11 protein-coding genes are annotated in these 17,938 nt (G+C 61.3%); 5 read left to right on the top strand and 6 right to left on the bottom strand.

Going from position 1 to position 17,938, the window contains the following annotated elements:
* Positions 1 to 82 precede the first annotated feature (82 nt).
* The 3 genes from RCH93_RS08195 to RCH93_RS08205 all read left to right on the top strand — a co-directional run bounded on the left by RCH93_RS08195 (position 83) and on the right by RCH93_RS08205 (position 6,406).
* Entirely contained in the window at positions 83 to 859 is a 777-nt protein-coding gene (locus RCH93_RS08195; protein ID WP_306547866.1) for a substrate-binding domain-containing protein, read from the top strand.
* A 120-nt stretch (positions 860 to 979) separates the two neighbouring features.
* A complete protein-coding gene (locus RCH93_RS08200; protein WP_306547867.1) occupies positions 980 to 3,949 on the top strand; it encodes a PAS domain S-box protein in 2,970 nt (989 codons plus the stop codon).
* 174 nt (positions 3,950 to 4,123) lie between these two features.
* Positions 4,124 to 6,406: an ATP-binding protein gene (locus tag RCH93_RS08205; protein WP_306547868.1), complete on the top strand. Its 2,283-nt coding sequence runs from the start codon at positions 4,124 to 4,126 to the stop codon at positions 6,404 to 6,406.
* Between the two features lie 447 nt (positions 6,407 to 6,853).
* Here the strand turns inward: RCH93_RS08205 and RCH93_RS08210 are convergent, their stop codons facing one another.
* From RCH93_RS08210 to RCH93_RS08235, 6 genes are all read right to left on the bottom strand, one after another.
* Positions 6,854 to 7,837: an inorganic phosphate transporter gene (locus RCH93_RS08210; protein ID WP_306547869.1), complete on the bottom strand. Its 984-nt coding sequence runs from the start codon at positions 7,835 to 7,837 to the stop codon at positions 6,854 to 6,856.
* Between the two features lie 73 nt (positions 7,838 to 7,910).
* Positions 7,911 to 8,555: a DUF47 domain-containing protein gene (locus RCH93_RS08215; RefSeq protein WP_306547870.1), complete on the bottom strand. Its 645-nt coding sequence runs from the start codon at positions 8,553 to 8,555 to the stop codon at positions 7,911 to 7,913.
* 297 nt (positions 8,556 to 8,852) lie between these two features.
* Positions 8,853 to 9,974, bottom strand: a complete 1,122-nt coding sequence (locus RCH93_RS08220; RefSeq protein ID WP_306547871.1) for an ABC transporter permease — start codon at positions 9,972 to 9,974, stop codon at positions 8,853 to 8,855.
* A 2-nt stretch (positions 9,975 to 9,976) separates the two neighbouring features.
* Positions 9,977 to 12,706 (bottom strand): ribosome-associated ATPase/putative transporter RbbA, encoded by a 2,730-nt coding sequence (gene rbbA, locus RCH93_RS08225; RefSeq protein WP_306547872.1) that lies wholly within the window; start codon positions 12,704 to 12,706, stop codon positions 9,977 to 9,979.
* 51 nt (positions 12,707 to 12,757) lie between these two features.
* On the bottom strand, positions 12,758 to 13,846 hold the full coding sequence (locus RCH93_RS08230; RefSeq protein ID WP_306547873.1) for an HlyD family secretion protein: 1,089 nt from the start codon (positions 13,844 to 13,846) through the stop codon (positions 12,758 to 12,760).
* 59 nt (positions 13,847 to 13,905) lie between these two features.
* The gene (locus RCH93_RS08235; protein WP_306547874.1) at positions 13,906 to 14,451 is read right to left on the bottom strand and encodes a hypothetical protein; all 546 of its coding nucleotides are present in this window, start codon (positions 14,449 to 14,451) and stop codon (positions 13,906 to 13,908) included.
* A gap of 155 nt (positions 14,452 to 14,606) precedes the next feature.
* On the opposite strand from RCH93_RS08235, the gene RCH93_RS08240 reads away from it, so the two are divergent.
* A complete protein-coding gene (locus tag RCH93_RS08240) occupies positions 14,607 to 16,157 on the top strand; it encodes a sigma 54-interacting transcriptional regulator (protein WP_306547875.1) in 1,551 nt (516 codons plus the stop codon).
* A 252-nt stretch (positions 16,158 to 16,409) separates the two neighbouring features.
* Positions 16,410 to 17,909: an efflux transporter outer membrane subunit gene (locus RCH93_RS08245; protein ID WP_306547876.1), complete on the top strand. Its 1,500-nt coding sequence runs from the start codon at positions 16,410 to 16,412 to the stop codon at positions 17,907 to 17,909.
* Positions 17,910 to 17,938: the final 29 nt, after the last annotated feature.

Here is a 17,938-nt window from a genome sequence, read left to right on the forward strand (position 1 = left end):
GAAATATTTTTTGGCGATACTGCTTTTCGTCCTATAATGAAACCACATTGTCATTCACCACCCAAAAACGAAAGGAGAGCGCATGTTGAGACACAAAGGACGACTTTTTTTCAAAGCTATGGTTGCGGCGGCATTGATTATGGGGATGGCCTCCGCCTCCTGGTCCGAAGAAATTAAAATTGGAACCGGGGCGGCGGCGGCAGAGAACATCTTTAAGAAAATAAAATTTCAGTTGGCCAAGAACCTGGACATCAAGCTGGATATTGTTGACAGCGGACCCGTTCAGGCCCTGAAGGATTTGGATGCCGGCAAGATCCACTGTGCCGTTGGCGGCGTTGCTTTTCCTGATTGGATGGAAATGATGGCCAAGGAAGGGTATCCCATTGCCGACCCGTCGGTGTACAAAAACTGGGTCATCGGCGAAGACAAAATCAAAATTCTTACCAACACGGACGTGCCAGTCACGTCGCTTTCCAAAGAGCAGCTCGTTGCCATCTTCACGGGCAAGCACCAAAATTGGCAGCAAGTTGGGGGGCCCGACAAGCCCATCGTGGTCATCCTGGGCAGCAAAGTCCCGGGGACTCAATCGGTTTTTCGCCGGCAAGTCATGGGAAGCGCCGAATTCACCCCAAAAGCAATGGCGGCAACCACGGCTGAAGACGTAAAAAGCAGGGTCATACGGAATCCAGGCGGCGTTGGCCTGGGAACCCTTTCCCAGGTGGATTATCTGGTCAACAGTCCGACGACGCCCGACATCGGCAGGCCCATCACCTTGATCACCAAGGGCGCGCCGTCCGAGGGCGTCAAAAAAATGCTCGACTATATCAGCGGAGACGGACAACGATACATTGTGAAATAATCCACCCTCGCCTTTTGGCCGCAGAACTCCCACTGCGTGGGAGCAGAAAATTTAAAGTGTGCAATAACGCCAATGCGCTCAGGTATTGATTGAAGTTTTTGTCATAACCGGATTTGTTTGATGCAACGCACCATGCACCCGTTGCCACATCATCTCCACAAGGTTATGCCCTTGAACACCTCGCTCCGTTCCTTTCCGACGATCAGCAAAAGTTGGCCCTCCCAACCGACCAGGGCCGCCGCCCGATGGGCCCTGGCCTATTTGGGTATGGCGGCCCTCTGGATCGGCTTATCCAATCAGGCCATTGCGGTTCTCTTGCCGCACAGTCCCAGCCAATCTGTTGCCCACGTTTGCAAGGACTGTGTTTTCGCGGTCGCCACCGCCCTGCTCCTGTTCGTCTTGTTTCGCAAAAAAACCGGTCGGATTTACCAGGCCCAGCAGGCCCTCAGCACAAACAATCAGTATCTCGGCTCCATTTTCCGCGCCGCGCCCATCGGCATCGGGGTGATCGAGGACCAAACCATCGTGGCGGCCAACGACCGCCTGTGCGCCATGACCGGTTATGCCCGCAAGGAATTGATTGGCCGGAGCGCCCGTATGCTGTACCCCTGCGACGCTGACTACGAGCTCGTCGACATTGAAAAACACCCTCAAATCATCCAGTACGAATCACGAACAATAACAACGAGGTGGCAAAGAAAAGACGGGACACTCATCGACGTGCGCCTCAACTCCTCGCCTCTGAACGCCGAGGATCCGGCGGATGGGATCACCTTCACCGCCCTTGACACGACCGCCTCCAAGCAGGCGGAGATGGCCCTGCAAAACAGCGAGGCCCACTATCGGGCACTGATCGAACTGGCGGTTGACGGCATTCTTCTGGGGGACCATAACGGCGTCATTCTTGACGGCAACCACCATATGTGCCTCATATTGGGCATGGAACGGGCTGACTTTGTCGGCAAGCACATCAGCGAACTGCCCTTTTCCCGGGACAGCCTGGCCGCTACCCCATTGCGCTTTGATCTGCTCCAGCTGGGAGACATCGTGGTCAGCGAACGGACCCTGGAACGATCAGACGGCAAGACGATACACGTCGAAATGCGCACCAAAATGATGCCGGACGGCTCCTATCAATCGGTCTTCCTGGACGTCACCGAGCGCAAACGAACCGAGCAGGCCCTGCGCGAAAGCGAGAAAAAATTCGCCCTGGCCTTTGACGCCAGCCCGGACGCAGTCAACATCAACCGGCTCGCAGACGGCCTTTATGTGGCGACCAACAAGGGGTTCACCGACCTGACCGGTTTTACCCTCCAGGACGTTGCCGGAAAATCCACCCTCGACATCAACATCTGGACCGATCTTGCCGACCGCCAACGGATGGTCGACGCCCTGCACTCCGACGGCTATTGCGAAAATCTCGAAGCCGTGTTCCGCAAAAAAGACGGCAGCCTCGCCACCGGCCTGCTGTCGGCGCGGACCCTGATGCTGGACCATGTGCCCCACATCATTTCCATCACCCGCGACATCACCCGCAAACGACAGGCTGAAGCAAACCTTGAACGACTCAAGGTGGCCATCGAACAGGCCGGCGAGGTGATCGTCATCACCGACCCCGACGGCAACATCCAGTACGCTAACCCGGCCTTTGTCCGCGTCACCGGATACGCGGTCGACGAGGTCATCCGCCAAAACCCGCGCATCCTCAAAAGCGGCGAGCACGACGAAACCTTCTACGAAACGCTGTGGCAAACCATCACCGGCGGCCAGACCTGGACCGGACGGATGGTCAACAAAAAGAAGGACGGCACGCTATACACCGAAGAGGCCACCATCTCGCCGGTGTTTGACCACCACGGCGCCATCGTTAACTTTGTGGCCATCAAGCGGGACATCACCGCCCAGCTCAAGCTCGAAGCGCAATATCTGCAAGCGCAGAAAATGGAGTCCGTCGGACGCCTGACCGGCGGCGTGGCCCACGATTTCAACAACATCCTGGCGGTGATCATCGGCTATGCCGAAATGGCGCTCGATAAAATGGATCCCGACCATCCGGTGCATGCGGACCTTGGCAGAATTCACGAAGCGGCCATGCGGTCCGCCGACATCGTCCACCAGTTGCTGGCTTTTTCCCGCAAGCAGCCTATTGCCCCGAAAATCCTCGATCTCAACGCCACCGTCGACGGGATGCTGAAGATGCTGCGGCGGCTAATCGGCGAATCCGTTGAATTGCACTGGTCGCCGCAACCCGAGTTGCCGCTGATCAAAATGGATCCGGCGCAGATCGATCAAATCCTGGCCAACCTCTGCGTCAACGCCCGCGACGCCATTGACGACGCCGGCGCCATCACCATCGCCACCAGCCACACCTGGCTTGACGCCGCCTTTTGCGCCAATCATCCCGGCCTTGAGCCTGGCGCGCATGTGGTGTTGAGCGTCGCCGACAACGGCTGCGGCATGGAACCGGGATTGATCGAAAACATCTTTGAACCGTTTTTCACCACCAAAGGGGTGCTCGGCACCGGTCTGGGCCTGGCCACGGTCTACGGCATTGTCCAGCAAAACCAGGGCGTCATTGTCGCCGAAAGCGCGCCGGGCGGCGGCGCAACCTTTCGCGTCTACCTGCCGGCGCAGGGGCCGGGCGTCGCCTGGACCAAGGAAGTGAGGCCAGAGCCCCCCTTGCCGGGTCGGGGCGAAACCATTTTGGTGGTGGAAGACGATCCCAGCATTCTTGAACTCAGCCGAACCATGCTGACAACCCTGGGGTACCGGGTGCTGAGCGCGGGGTCGCCGGGCGAGGCCATCCTCCAGGTGGAGCAGTTCACCGGTCGGATCGACCTCCTGATGACGGATGTGATCATGCCCGAAATGAACGGCAAGGATCTGGCGCGCCGACTCACACTCCGCCGCCCGGAGATGCGACTGCTGTATATGTCCGGGTACACGGCCGACGTCATCGCCCATCACGGCGTGCTGGACGGACACATCCATTTCCTGCGCAAGCCGTTTTTCACCCACGAGCTGTCCCAAAAACTCCGGGAAGCGCTGGACGGTCCCCAGACGCCAGAGCAGCAAAACCCCAACGCGTGAAAGAAAGGCTGTACCCGGGCCCGCTTGCGATGCTATTATACCGACACTTCGGAGAAGTTGTTCGGCAGGCGCGCCGACCGCTGCGTCATCCTTTGTCCGAATGGGATCCGCGCTGCGCCTGAAGGCCTGCGGCTCCTGCATCTCCGCAACGCAGATTGCAAAGGACGCTCACCCATGAATGAAGTCGAGGCGATCAGGAGGCATCTCAGTCGATACCAAGCGGTCCTTTGTCAGCAGATTGAGCGGCTGTACAATGCCCTGGAAGAGTTGCAACGCGCCTCGCTGCTGCTGTTCTCGGTGCACGCCGAGACCGACGACGAAACGATCAACGCCTGGCTCAGGGCCGAAGGATTTGCAGTCGACCCCGACGGGTTTTTCCAAAGCCAGCCGCTGCTGGCGGCTTTTCGCGAAGGCGCCGCCCCGCCCGAGGCGATCAGCGTCTCCTGGGGCCGCAACCTGCTCGACGACTCGGTCGCCCGCAAACGCCTCTTCGCCCACCGCGCCATGGGCCCGCACCTCAAACACATCCACGACCGACTCGGCGACGTGGGCTGGATGTACTACCAGGACGCCAGCAACGTCGCCCTGCAGTTCCCGTTCATCGACCAGGCCAAGGCCATCCCCTGGGACTTCGACTGGACCGGCTACCACACCTACGTCTCCGTCTGCCCGGCAAACAATCCTGAACGACGGATCCGCTGGACGCCGCCCACCATTGACTACGCCGGCGAAGGGCTGATTCTCTCGGTCTCCATCCCGGTCTGGCAGGACGACGCCTTTCTCGGCCTATGGAGCATTGACTTGCCGCTGCGCTATCTGTACCGGGATTTTGCCGGATCAAAGGCCTTTCCCGACCAGGAGCAGTGGATCACCGACCAGCAGGGGCTGTTGCTGCTCCATGATCGTCTCACGGCGGAAATCGATCAATCGCGCGGCCACGTTGCGCTCCATCCGCTCCGCGACCTCGGCGGCGAGTGGGCCGAACTGGACTGGCCGGCGACGCTGGCGCAGGATGCCGGTGAATTGCGGATCAAAGACGCAAACGGCGTGCCCTGGCTCGTTTTTCACACCCGGGTTCCGGAGGTTGAATGGCGGCTCTTCTGCGGTCTGCCGGAATCGTCCATGGAAGAGGCGGCGGCGCTGCGCTTGAGCAAGGCGTTCCAGCAGGTGGCGGACGGCAATTTTTCCCACCGCGTCACTGCGACCTCGTCGAACGCCCTGATCGCCGCCCTGGTCGACGAGTTCAACAAGATGAGCCAGCGCCTGGATCAGGCGGAACAGGAGCGGGAACGGGTTGAGGCGCAGTTGCGCCAGGCGCAGAAAATGGAAGCGGTCGGCAGGTTGGCCGGAGGCGTGGCCCACGACTACAACAACATGACCAACGTGATCATGGGGTATGCCGAACTGGCCCTGGAAGTGGTCGACGCCCGGAATCCGCTCCACGGCGACCTCCTGCAGATTCAGGAGGCCGCTCGACGCTCCATGGAAATAACCCGCCAGTTGCTGGCCTTTGCCCGTTGCCAGGCCATTGCCCCCAGGGTGCTGGATCTCAACCAAACCGTTGAAGGCATGCTCAAAATGCTGCGGCGGCTGATCGGCGAGGACGTCGAACTGATCTGGCGTCCGGGCGAAACGGTCTGGCCGGTGAAACTCGATCCCTCGCAGACCGACCAAATCCTGGCTAATCTTTGCGTCAACGCCCGCGACGCCATCGACGGGGTGGGCGCGATCATGATCGAGACCTCAAACACGGTCTTTGACGCCGACTACTGCGCCCTGCACCAAGGGTTCGTCCCCGGCGAATACGCGCAGCTCGCGGTCAGCGACGACGGCTGCGGCATGGAGGCCCACACCCTCAACAAAATTTTCGAGCCCTTTTTCAGCACCAAGGCCCTTGGCAAGGGCACCGGCCTCGGCCTGGCGACCGTGTACGGTATTGTCAAGCAAAACAATGGGTTTATCAACGTCTACAGCGAGCCCGGCAAGGGAACGGCCCTACGGCTGTACTTCCCCCGGGCAGTGGGCGAGACGGTCGAAGCGCCAACCGAGACGCTCCCTGCCGCGCCCCTGTGCGGCCAGGGGCAGACCGTGTTGCTGGTGGAAGACGAAATCGCCATCCTCAACCTGGCCAAGCGCATGCTCGAACAACTGGGCTATGACGTTCTGGCGGCCAACACCCCCTCCAAAGCCGTCGAAATCGCCCGGCGGCATCACGGAGCCGTCGACCTGCTGATCACCGACGTCATCATGCCGGAGTTGAACGGCCGCGATCTGGCCGCCCGGATCAGCGCCCTGTTCCCCACCGTCAAGATCCTTTATATGTCGGGCTACACCGCAAACGTCATCATCCACCGGGGCGTGCTCGACAAGGACGTCCACCTGATCCAGAAACCTTTTTCCACCAAGGAATTCGCCGCCAAGGTCGACATGGTTTTGCGCTCTGCGCAGTCGACCTGAACCTGCTGCCTGCTGCTGGCCGACGGACGGTTCCGTTGACTCGCCAACCGGCGCCATCTTCTTCACAACCAGTTGCAATCACCAGGGTATAAGGCTGTATCCCCGACCAGCGGCGGCGAGGGATTGGCCTTCTGGACCGCGCGCCCCGACATCCGCATGGTGAGCACCCTTCTCGACGACAAAAAATGCCTGCTGCGCGCGCTGGGAGTGACGACTTTGTCGGCAAACCGGTGCTGCGTGCGGCGCTTGATCTGCGCCTGCAGAGCCGCTTTTGTCGGTTCAGGTCGGCCCGATGATGATGAAGCAAAGGTTAAACAACGGCGGAGGAACACAAAACACAGCAAAAAGGGGAGAAGCGGCGCGAGGGCGACGCGCAGACCGGCCCCAGGATTCCAGGGCCGGGCGGAACGACGCGGGGCGGCGCGACAGCTGCCCCGCGAGTTTTTTTCAGACCGGAAGCACCCGGTACAGGATGCCGGCGATGACCATGCAGACTGGAATGGTGAGCACCCAGGCCATGACGATGTTGCCGACAATGCCCCATTTGAGGGCGTGAATGCCGCGGGTGCTGCCCACGCCCATGATCGAGGTGGAGATGATGTGGGTGGTGCTGACCGGGATGCCGAAATACGAGGCGCTGAGGATAACCGCCGCAGCCGAGGTTTCGGCGGCAAACCCATGCACTGGTTTCAGCTTGATCATCTTGGTGCCCATGGTGCGGATGATCCGCCAACCGCCGCCCATGGTGCCCAGCCCCATGGTCACCGCGCAGCCCAGGATGACCCAGTACGGCACTTCAAAGGTGGGCAGGGCGTGATAGCTGACCAGGGCCAGGGTGATGATGCCCATGGTCTTCTGGGCGTCGTTGCTGCCGTGGCTGAGCGCCATGATCCCGGACGAGACCAGCTGCAGCTTCTTGAAGTATTTGTTGACGCTGTTCGGGTTGGCCTTGGCGCAGATCCACAGGATGCTCACCATGCAGAGAAAGCCAATGGCAAAGCCGATCAGCGGCGAAGTGATCATCGGCAACAGCACCTTTTTGGCCACGCCCTCGAAGTGGACGACGTGATACCCGGCCTTGGCGATGGTCGCGCCGATCAGACCGCCGATCAGGGCGTGGGAAGAGCTCGAAGGAATGCCGTAATACCAAGTGATCAGGTTCCAGATGATAGCTGACAGCAACGCGCAGAGAATCACGCCCTGGGTGACGCTGTCGGTGGCGACAATGCCCTTGCCAATGGTGCTGGCCACATGGGTGCCCATGAAGGCCCCGGCAATGTTGAGCACGCCGGCGTAGAGAATGGCGGCGCGGGCGGTCAGCACCTTGGTTGAAACCACGGTGGCGATGGCGTTGGCGGAATCGTGAAAGCCGTTGATGTATTCAAAAATCAACGAAGCAACAACAACAAAGATAAGCAGGGTCAGAACCATTTAGCACGTCCTTTTTTCCGTGACACACTCGCAAACGGCGCGGGCGGCCGCTGCTGAGCAAACAATGGCGCGCTCAACTGTGCTTGAGGGCGATATTGACAATGAGATCGGAAATGACCGAACAGATGTCCAGGGCGTTCTCGATGCCTTTGTAAATATCGCGCAGCTTGAGCACATACAACGCGTCGTATTTTCCGGAAAAAATCTCCTCGGTGGCGGTGAACAGGATCTCGTCGCCCCGATTTTCAATGTCCTTGATCCGGTAGTTGCACGCGGTGACGTCCTTGAGCGGCGCGCCGTTCTTCAGCATCGAGATGATTGTGCGCAGTTCCTCCGCTGACTTGATCAAAATCTCCGCCTGTTTCTTGACGATGTCGTTGTAGGAATCGATTTTGTAAATGCGCAGGTTGACGCAGGCCTTGAGAATGACCTTGGTGCTTTTGTAGAGGTAGGAAGAAATCAGCTGGATGTCTTCCCGGTCGATGGGGGTGACAAAAGAGGCGTTGAGCAGGGAAAGACTTCCCTCCATGGCCTCGACCGCCCGCCGTTTATAGGTCTTGGCGTGGATGAGATATTCTTCCCGCTCGGTCAGATCGGAATGCACGATCTGATAAAACAGTTGGGAGGACAGCTCGCAGACCTCGGCTCCATTTTCAAAATGTTGGTAAAATTTATTTTCCGGCGGCGGCAGCAGTTTAGCGAGAAAACCAAGGCTCATAATCGTTCTCTTCTCCTCAACAAGAATTCAAATCGGTAAAAAGCGGCTCAGGCGCCCGTCTCTCTTGAAACAGGTTTGCAAAGCGCCCCTTGTCGCGCCCAGCTGCAGGCCCGACATTCCGCAGCTGCAGAATGTTTGGGGGAAGCCTTAAGCCGGACCGACTTTACCTTCCTAACATGATTATGACACCAAAAAAACAGCCTGCTAACAGTTTTCTAACAAAAACATCGACTCAAAAATATATCTATATATTTCAGATTGTTATCAATGACCACTCAGTCCTTGTCAATGCCGCGGTCAGGCCGCAAGACCAATGGTGCGACGGAATCGGGCCAGAGACAGGCCAAAGAGGAGCGCGCCGATCAGGGCCAGGGCAAGGAACCTCGGCCAGACCACGTCGAACCCGGCCCCTCGGTACAAAATCGCCTGAGCCAGGGCCACATAGTGGGTGGTCGGCGCAGCCTGCATCACGGTTTGGACAAAGACCGGCATGCTTTCCCTGGGCGTGACCCCGCCGGAGAGCATCTGCAGCGGCAGCAGCACCAGCATCATCAACAGGCCGAATTGGGGCATGGAGCGGGCCAAAGAACCCAAGAAAATCCCCATGGAGGACGAGGCGAACAGGTGCAGCCCGGTCCCGGCGAAAAAGAGGAGCAGCGAGCCCTCGATCCGCACCGCCAGCAGCCCCTGAACCACCAAAACCAGCGACAGTCCGCTGGCGACCAGCACCACCAGCCCCATGGCCCAGACCTTGCTCACCATGATCTCAAAGGGCGTCACCGGCATGACCAGCAGATGCTCGACCGTGCCGTGTTCGCGTTCGCGGATCAGCGAGGCTCCGGTAAGGATAATGGAAAGCATAGTGACGTTGTTGATCACCTCCATCACCGAACCGAACCAGGCCTGGGTGAGCGACGGATTAAACCGGGCGCGGATGTTGAGCTCCACCGGGGTTGCCGCTATGCCCCGATAACGCTGGACAAACTCGGCCACCTCGCTGCTCACGATGGTCTGAATGTAGCCGTTGCCGGTAAAGGCCTGCGACATGCGGGTGGCGTCGACATTGAGCTGAATGGTCGGACTGCGCCCGGCCAGGACGTCGCGCTGAAAATCCGGCGGAATGTCGAGGGCAAAGGTGTCGAGTCCGGCGTCCATGCGCGCGTCCATCTCCGGCTGGCTGATCAGCGACGGAGCGAGAAAATGGGGCGGATAAAAGGCGCCGGCAATGCGGGCCGACAGCGGCGAACCGTCCTCGTCGACAATCGCGACCGGGGCCTTGTTGAGCGAATCGGGCATGGCCGTTGCGGCGGCGTAAACCCCGACGGTAAAGGCATAGACGACCAGAAACGCCAAAATCGGGTCCCGCGCCAGGCTGCGCAACTCCTTAACACCCAGGCACACAATATTGGCGGCGCGCATGCTCAACCCTCCTGTTTTTTCAACAACGCCGCGCACAGCCCGAGCAGCACCGGAATAGCGAGCAGCAGGGCCAGATAGTTGCCCTGAAGATCGGCAAATCCCAGGGCCTTGGCAAAGACGCCCCGGGTGATGGTGAGAAAATGCGCGGTGGGGTAGAGCGTGCCGATCACCCGGCCCAACCCCTCCTGCGAGGCGACCGGATTGGTCATACCGGAGAAATTGACCGAGGGCAGGATGGTGAGGATGGCGGCGCCGAAGATGGCGGCCACCTGGCTGCGCATGAACGAGGAAATCAGCTGGCCCAAAGCGGTGGCGGCGGTGACGTAAATCAGCGCGGCCACGGTCAGGGTGAAGAAATCGCCCTTGATCGGGACGCGAAACAGCAGCGCCGCCATCAGGGTCAGGAGAAAAAAATTGACCATCGCCAAACCGATGTAGGGCAGCTGCTTGCCCAGCAGAAATTCCATCCGGGTGACCGGGGTGACGTAGAGGTTGACGATCGAACCCAGCTCTTTCTCCCGAACCACGCTGAGCGCGGTGAGCATGGCCGGAATCATGATCAGTAGCAGGGGAATCACCGCCGGGACCATGGCCACCAGGCTTTTGACGTCCGGGTTGTAGCGGTAGCGGGTTTCGATGTTCGCCAGAACGGTTGCGCCGGCGCCGCTTGACTGGCGCGCGGCCCGGTTGGACAGCCACAGGCTGTGCATGCCGCTCACATAGCCCTGGATGGTCTCGGCCCGCTGGGGCATGGCCCCGTCGATCCAGGCGGCGATGACCACGGACCGGCCGCGCCCGAGATCGCGGCCAAATCCCGGCGGGATCTCGAGGGCCAGGCTGATCTCGCCCGAACGCATGCGCCCGTCCAGGTCGGCGTAGTCGACAATCGGCGGATGTTCAATGAAATAGCACGAACCACTCAGATTAAGGATGTAATCGCGGCTGACCGTGGTCTGGTCGCGATCCAGCACCGCAAAAGACAGGTCTTCGACGTCAAAACTGATGCCGTAGCCCATGATCACCATCAGAATGACGCTGCCGACCAGGGCCAGGGTGGCCCGCACCGGATCACGGCGCAGCTCCATGGACTCGCGCCGGGTGTAACTGAGGGCCCGGGCAAGGCTGAACCCCTTGCCGAAAAGCCAATGCGGCGCGCAGGAACGAGCGCCGCCCTGACCGCGGGCAGGAGGAGGGGCAACCTGTCCTTCAATCAACGGCTCGGTGGATTCGTCCTGCGCGCCAGCCTCTGCAAGATAACTGATGAACGCCTGCTCCAAGCTGGCAACGCCGCGCCCGGCCTTCAACGCCTCCGGGCTGTCGCTGACCAGCACCCGACCGGCGTGCATCAGGGAAATGCGGTCGCAGCGCTCGGCCTCGTTCATAAAATGGGTGGAGATGAAAATAGTGACCCCGTCATTGCGGGCCAGGTCGATCATGCTCCGCCAGAAACTGTCGCGGGCAATGGGATCAACCCCTGAGGTCGGCTCGTCGAGGATCAGCATCTCCGGTTTGTGGATCATGGCCACGGCCAGGGACAACCGTTGCCGCTGCCCCAAGGGCAGATTGCCGGGAAGAGCGTCCAGCACCCCGACCAGATCGAAACGCGCGGCCATCTCGCTCACCCGCCCTGCAATCTCCGCCGGCGGCACGCTGAACAGACGGGCGTGCAGTTGCAGATTCTGGACCACGGTCAGTTCAGAATAGAGCGAAAACGACTGGGTCATGTAGCCGACCCGCCGCCGGACGGCAACGTCCCTGGCGTCCACCGGTTGGCCAAACAGCCGGGCCTCGCCGCTGCTGGCCGGCAGCAGGCCGGTGAGCATCTTCATGGTGGTGGTCTTGCCGCAGCCGTTGGAACCGAGGAACCCAAAAATCTCGCCGCTCTTGATGCGGAAACTCACCCGGTCGACCGCGACAAAATCGCCAAAACGCATGGTCAGCTCTTGGGCCTCAATGGCGGTCGGCGCCGATGCGTCGTCCCCGCGCGGCGGAATCACCACCGGCTGGTGGTCGCGGCGGCGCTCCTCGGGCAGAAGGGCGATAAAGGCCGCTTCAAGCGTGGCGGCGCCGGTCCGCGCCAGTAGTTCCTTCGGCGTTCCCGTGGCCAGCGCCCTGCCCCCTTCCATTATTGCCAGCCAATCAAAACGAGCCGCCTCCTCCATGTAGGCGGTGGCGACCAGCACGCTCATGCCCGGCCGGGTGGCGCGGATGCGTTCGATCAGTTCCCAAAACTGGACCCGGGACAGGGGATCGACGCCGGTGGTCGGTTCATCCAGAATCAACAGGTCCGGATCGTGGATCAGGGCGCAGCAGAGCCCCAGTTTCTGCTTCATGCCTCCGGAGAGTTTGCCGGCCGGACGTGCTCGAAACGGGGTCAGACCGGTGCTGGCCAGGAGACGATCAATCCGCCAATTGCGTTCGGCCTGGCCCTGGCCAAACAACCGACCGAAAAAATCGATGTTCTCAACCACCGACAGGGTGGGATAGAGATTTTTCCCCAACCCCTGGGGCATGTAGGCAATCCGCGGGCAGACTGTTTCGCGGTGGCGGCGCCGGCCCATGTCGCCGCCGAGCACCTCCACCCGTCCATGCTGGACGGCGTGGGCCCCAGCCACCAAGGCAAACAGGCTGGACTTGCCGACCCCGTCCGGTCCGATCAGGCCGGCCATGCAACCAGACGGAAAATCCAGGCTGACCTTGTCTGACCTTGTCCAGCGCCAGGGTCCGGCCATAGCGCAGACTGACCCCGGTCAACCGGGCAACCGGCGGCGGCGCTTGCCGATTCATGGCTGCGGCTCGCTTTCAGGCGGCAGTCGCACCTGCAGTTCGGCCGGCCAATCGATCTTCTGGTCCAGCCGCACATAGGCCATGCCGGGCACGCCGGTTTTCACGTGGGTGATGTGGGTTTTCAACAGCTCGGGATCGATTTTGGCCTTGACCCGAAACATCAGCTTCTGCCGCTCGCTGGCGGTTTCCACCGTCTTGGGCGTGAACTGGGCGACATCGGCGACAAAGGAAACCCGGGCGGGAATGACGAATTGCGGGGATGCGTCGAACACCAGCCGCACCTCGGCGCCGAGCCCGAGTTGGCCCGCCTTTTCCGTGGGCAGGAAAAAGGTCATCGAAACGTCTGCCAGATCGAGCAGATTGAGCACTTTGCCGCCGCCGGCCAGGACCTCGCCGGGCTGGGCCACCCGGTACTGGATGCGGCCGGCGGTCGGGGCCTTGAGCACGCCGTCGTCAATGTCGACCTGCAAACGCTCGATGGTGGCCCGAGCGGCATTGACCGCCGACTGGCTGCCCAGCAGTTGCGATTTGGCGGTGATCACCGCTGCCTGGGCCGCCGCGATCTGGGCCTCGGCGGCGCTGACCGCAGCCTGCCCGCTGAGATACAGGGCGCGGTTGTCGTCGAGATCCTGCACCGAGGTGGCGCCCTTGCGCGACAGAACCTCAAAGCGCTCCAACCGCTTGCGGGACGCCTCAAGCTCGGCCCGGCGCTGGGCCAGCACGGCCTGGGCCGCGTTTTTCTCGCTCAGCCGTTGCTCGACCTGACTTTTGGCGGTCTCCACCGCGTAGCCTGCCTGCTGCAACTGGGCTTCGGCCTCGCGGCGCTGGGCCTCCAACTGCTGGGTGTCCATACGGGCCAGGATCTGGCCTTGGGTCACGAAATCGCCCTCGCTGGCCAGGATCTCCTTGATCCGGCCGGCGCTCTTGGCGGCAACGTCAATCTCCACCGCCTCAATCCGGCCGTTGCCGCCGACAAACCCATCGGCCAGCCCCTTGGGCCGCAGCAAACGCCAGGCCAGAACCGCGGCCGCGATCAAGAGCGCACACCCCATCCACCCCAGCCATTTCTTCGTGTTCAGGCCCATTGCCGCCTCCTCTCATTTCGTTGCCCGGCGGCAGGCCCGCGCCCTGCCCCGTTTGCGCCCTACACCTCTTTGTAGCTTGCCGCGCCTGTGCCGGTTCCGCCGCTGACAAACCGCCAGTTCAAAAACAAGGTGAGTTGCTTGCCCGGATCGCCGCTGACAAGCCCCGAACCCGTCCCGGAATGGAGGGTCCAACAGGATGAAAGAAAATGAAAATGCAGCTCGATGTGATCGCTGGCGACAAATCTGCCGAGCAATTGCCCAGCCCTGACGTCGCCGCCGCGAAAATCGCCGCTGATGACAACCCCGGTCTGGTGAAAAACGAACACCACCCCGGTTTGAGGCAGCCCTTCACCGCTTTTCGCCATCACAAAACGTCGATTGTCCAGGCTGTATCTGGGTTGCGAAACCGCCAACTCCGCCTGACATCCGGCGTGTCCCAAAGCGTGTCTGAAAACGAAACCGCTGATTGCCGCCGGCGCAGGCGCAGGCGTCTGTCTCTCTTCCATGGGCTGATGCTGTTGGCATACTTGATTTTTCAGCGCAACCGGCAAGGCCTGCAAGAGAATGCGGCCGCCGCGCGGATCATAGAGAGAGGCGAGAACCATGCCAGAAGCATCTCATCGATTTTTCAATAAAAAGACAACCATCATGGCAAAAATTACCATATATCGAAATTCATATTCCCAGATAATGGAATACAAGGTATTTTTACCAAATACGGTAACAGCAATCGCTGCGTCGCCTCGGACAAGGATCTTTTATGGTGCAATGGGACGATTTTTTTCGCGAAACCACGCTGCGCATCTGCGGCAGCCTGCAGATTGCCACCGCCGTTGCCAGCGTCTTTGAGTATTTCAAGCTCCATTTTCCCCTGATTGGTCTCAGCCTGACCATCCGCGACGAAGACCTGGGGGCCATCCGCCGCATCGCGCTGGCCACCGATCACCAGGAGGCCTATCCCGAGGAGATTCTGCCGGTTCCCGGCGCGCTCTGGACGCAGGTCCAGGCCATGGCCGCGACCTTGCGCGAGCCGCAGATCATCACCGCCGATCACAGCGAGCTGGTCCGCCGGCTCAGCCCGCTGTTCAAACTGCAGGACAAAAGCGACCTGATCGTGCCGCTGTGGATGGACGACCAGCTGCACGGCGCGCTCACCCTGCGGGCGTCCACCGCAGGATGTTTCACCGAACGTCACCTCAAACTGCTCTCCGGCGTTTCCCGACCGGTGACCATCGCCCTGACCAACGCCATTGCCCACGACAAGATCAAGCGCTACCGGGATCTGCTGATCGAAGACAACCGCTTTCTCAGCCAGGAGTTGACCTCACAGGTCGGCGACGAGATCGTCGGCAGCGAGGGCGGCCTAGCCAATGTCATCCAGATGGCCAGGCAGGTGGCGCCGCTGAACAACACCGTGCTGCTTCTGGGCGAAACCGGCACCGGCAAGGAGTTGATCGCCAACGCCATTCATGCGGCCTCCGCAGCCAAAGACGGTCCGTTTATCAAGGTCAACTGCGGCGCGATTCCGGAAAGCCTGATCGATTCCGAGCTTTTCGGCCACGAGCGCGGGGCCTTCACCGGCGCGGTCAGCGAGAAACGCGGCCGATTTGAGCGGGCTAACGGCGGCTCCATCTTTCTCGACGAGATCGGCGAACTGCCGCCGCAGGCCCAGATCCGTCTGCTGCGGGTGCTGCAGAATCGGGAAATCGAACGGGTCGGCGGCCACAAATCCGTGCCCGTCGACATCCGGGTGATCGCCGCCACCCATCGCAATCTGGAAAGCATGGTGCTGGAAAATCGGTTCCGCGAAGATCTCTGGTTCCGCCTCAACGTCTTTCCGATCATCATCCCGCCCCTGCGGCAGCGGCTGGAGGACATCCCGGCCCTGACCATGCATTTCATCGCCAAAAAATCACGCGAAACCGGCATGAAGAATCTCCCGTCCATCGCCCCTGGCTCCTTGGAACGACTCCGGCGCTACACCTGGCCGGGCAATGTGCGCGAACTGGAAAATCTGGTGGAACGGGAACTGATCCTCCACCGGGACGGATTGCTGAGTTTTGCTTCTCTGCCCTACGATCCTGCCGGCCGGCGCCGCCCGCTTTCGCCGGAAGAGAGCGACCGCCCCGGCGCGTTGCTGCTTGACGAGGTGATTGCCGCCCACATTGCCCAGGTCTTGCGCCTGAGCGGCGGAAAAATCAACGGTCCGGGCGGCGCCGCAGAATTGCTCGGAATCAACCCCAACACCCTGCGCGCGCGCATGGACCGGCTGGGACTTCCATATGGCCGCCGCAGCGATCACAACCGCTGACAGCCGCCCGCTCCCGCGACCGCCGCGCCTCGATTGCGCTCGGCTGCCAAAGCCTTGCCCAACGGCTTAAACGCATTGTCAAAACAGACTAATTTGTTTATCGTGGCCGCTTGCCAATCGTGTCGGCGCACCCCTCAATCCAGGATTGACCATGGCTCCACAACGCCCTCTTTTCCTTCGCCCGACAACGCGGCAGAGCGCCCCCTTCGAATGCCGCCGCCGCGACTTCGCTCTCCCCCCGGGCAACCTCCTATGATCTTCGCAAAACATTGTCCGCCCAAGCTGCGTCCTTGCCTGCTGGCCCTGGGATTGACGACGCTCGCCGCCTGTTCCCCGGTCGGCCCGGATTACCAGCCGCCCCAGCCCGAGACGCCGGCGCACTGGAGCGAAGCGGCGGCGACGGTGCAGGAAGGCCAGAGTGCCGCCCTGCGGCAATGGTGGTCGCTGTTCAACGATCCGCTGCTGGATTCGCTGATTGGCCGCGCTTTCAACGCCAACCTCGATCTCCACATTGCTGAAACCCGCATTCGCGAGGCCAGGGCCCAGCGGCGGATTGCGGCGGCGGCCGGTCTGCCCGCAGTTGATTTCGGCGGCGGCTACGTCAACAGCGGTCGCAGCAAAAACGTCCCCTCCGGCGGAACCAAGCAGGAATTGTTCGAGGCTGATTTTGACGCGGGCTGGGAACTCGACGTGTTTGGCGGCGTGCGCCGGCAAACCGAGGCCGCCGAGGCAACCCTGGCCGCTGCGGTGGAAGATTGGCGGGACGTCAGCGTCTCCCTGGCGGCGGAAGTGGCAAGAAATTACCTGGAGTTGCGGGCTAGCCAGCAGCGACTGGCCATTGCCCGGGAAAACAGCCGCACCCAGGAACAGACCGTGGACCTGGTGCGCAACAAACTCCAGATCGGCCTTGGCGACGAACTTGAGGTTGCCCAGGCCGAAACCCTGCTGGCCCAGACCCGGGCCCAAATGCCAGAGCTGGAAAGCAGCGGAGCCCAGGCGACCCACCAGTTGGCCCTGCTGCTGGGCCAACAACCGCAGGCCTTGAAAGCGGAATTGTCGCAACCAGGCAAGACCCCGCCTCCGCCGCCGCAGTTGCCGGTGGTTCTGCCCTCGGAACTCCTTCGCCAGCGGCCCGACATCCGCAGCGCCGAGCGGCAGCTGGCCGCCGCAACCGCCACAGTGGGCGCATCCACGGCCGAGCTCTTTCCCCGCTTTTCCCTGGCCGCCCTGATCGGCCTACAAAGCGTCTCGTTGCACGATCTCGTTGCCCAGGGCAGCCGTTTCTGGTCGGCCGGCCCCACGGTGCAATGGTCGCTGTTTGACGGCGGCAAGGCCAGGGCAGGCGTCGAAATCAGCGAGGCCCGTCGCGAGCGCGCCCAGGCGACCTACGAGAAAACCGTGCTGGCCGCCCTCGGGGAAACCGAGAGCGCGCTGGTCGCCCTGGACCGGGAGCGGGTCACCCAAAAAATCGTCGGCGAGGCCGTGACCGCAAGCCAGCGGGCGGTGCTCATTGCCCGCGGCCAGTACAAGGCCGGCATCACCACCTTTCTCAACGTGCTGCAAAGCGAAAACTCGCTCTTTCAAACCCAGGACAAGCTGGCGCAGAGCGAGCAGCGCCTGGCCCTTGATATGGTTGCCCTGTACAAGGCGCTGGGCGGCGGCTGGCAAAATCGGCCGTTTCCGGTCGCAGCCGCCGCAACCGCCGCGCCCGACAACCGTTCGGATGCAGCCCTCCCAAGGAACACCCCATGACCCTGCCTTTTTCTGTCCGCGCCACGCCC

It is taken from the genome of Desulfobulbus sp., assembly GCF_030824455.1.
Classification (GTDB): domain Bacteria; phylum Desulfobacterota; class Desulfobulbia; order Desulfobulbales; family Desulfobulbaceae; genus Desulfobulbus.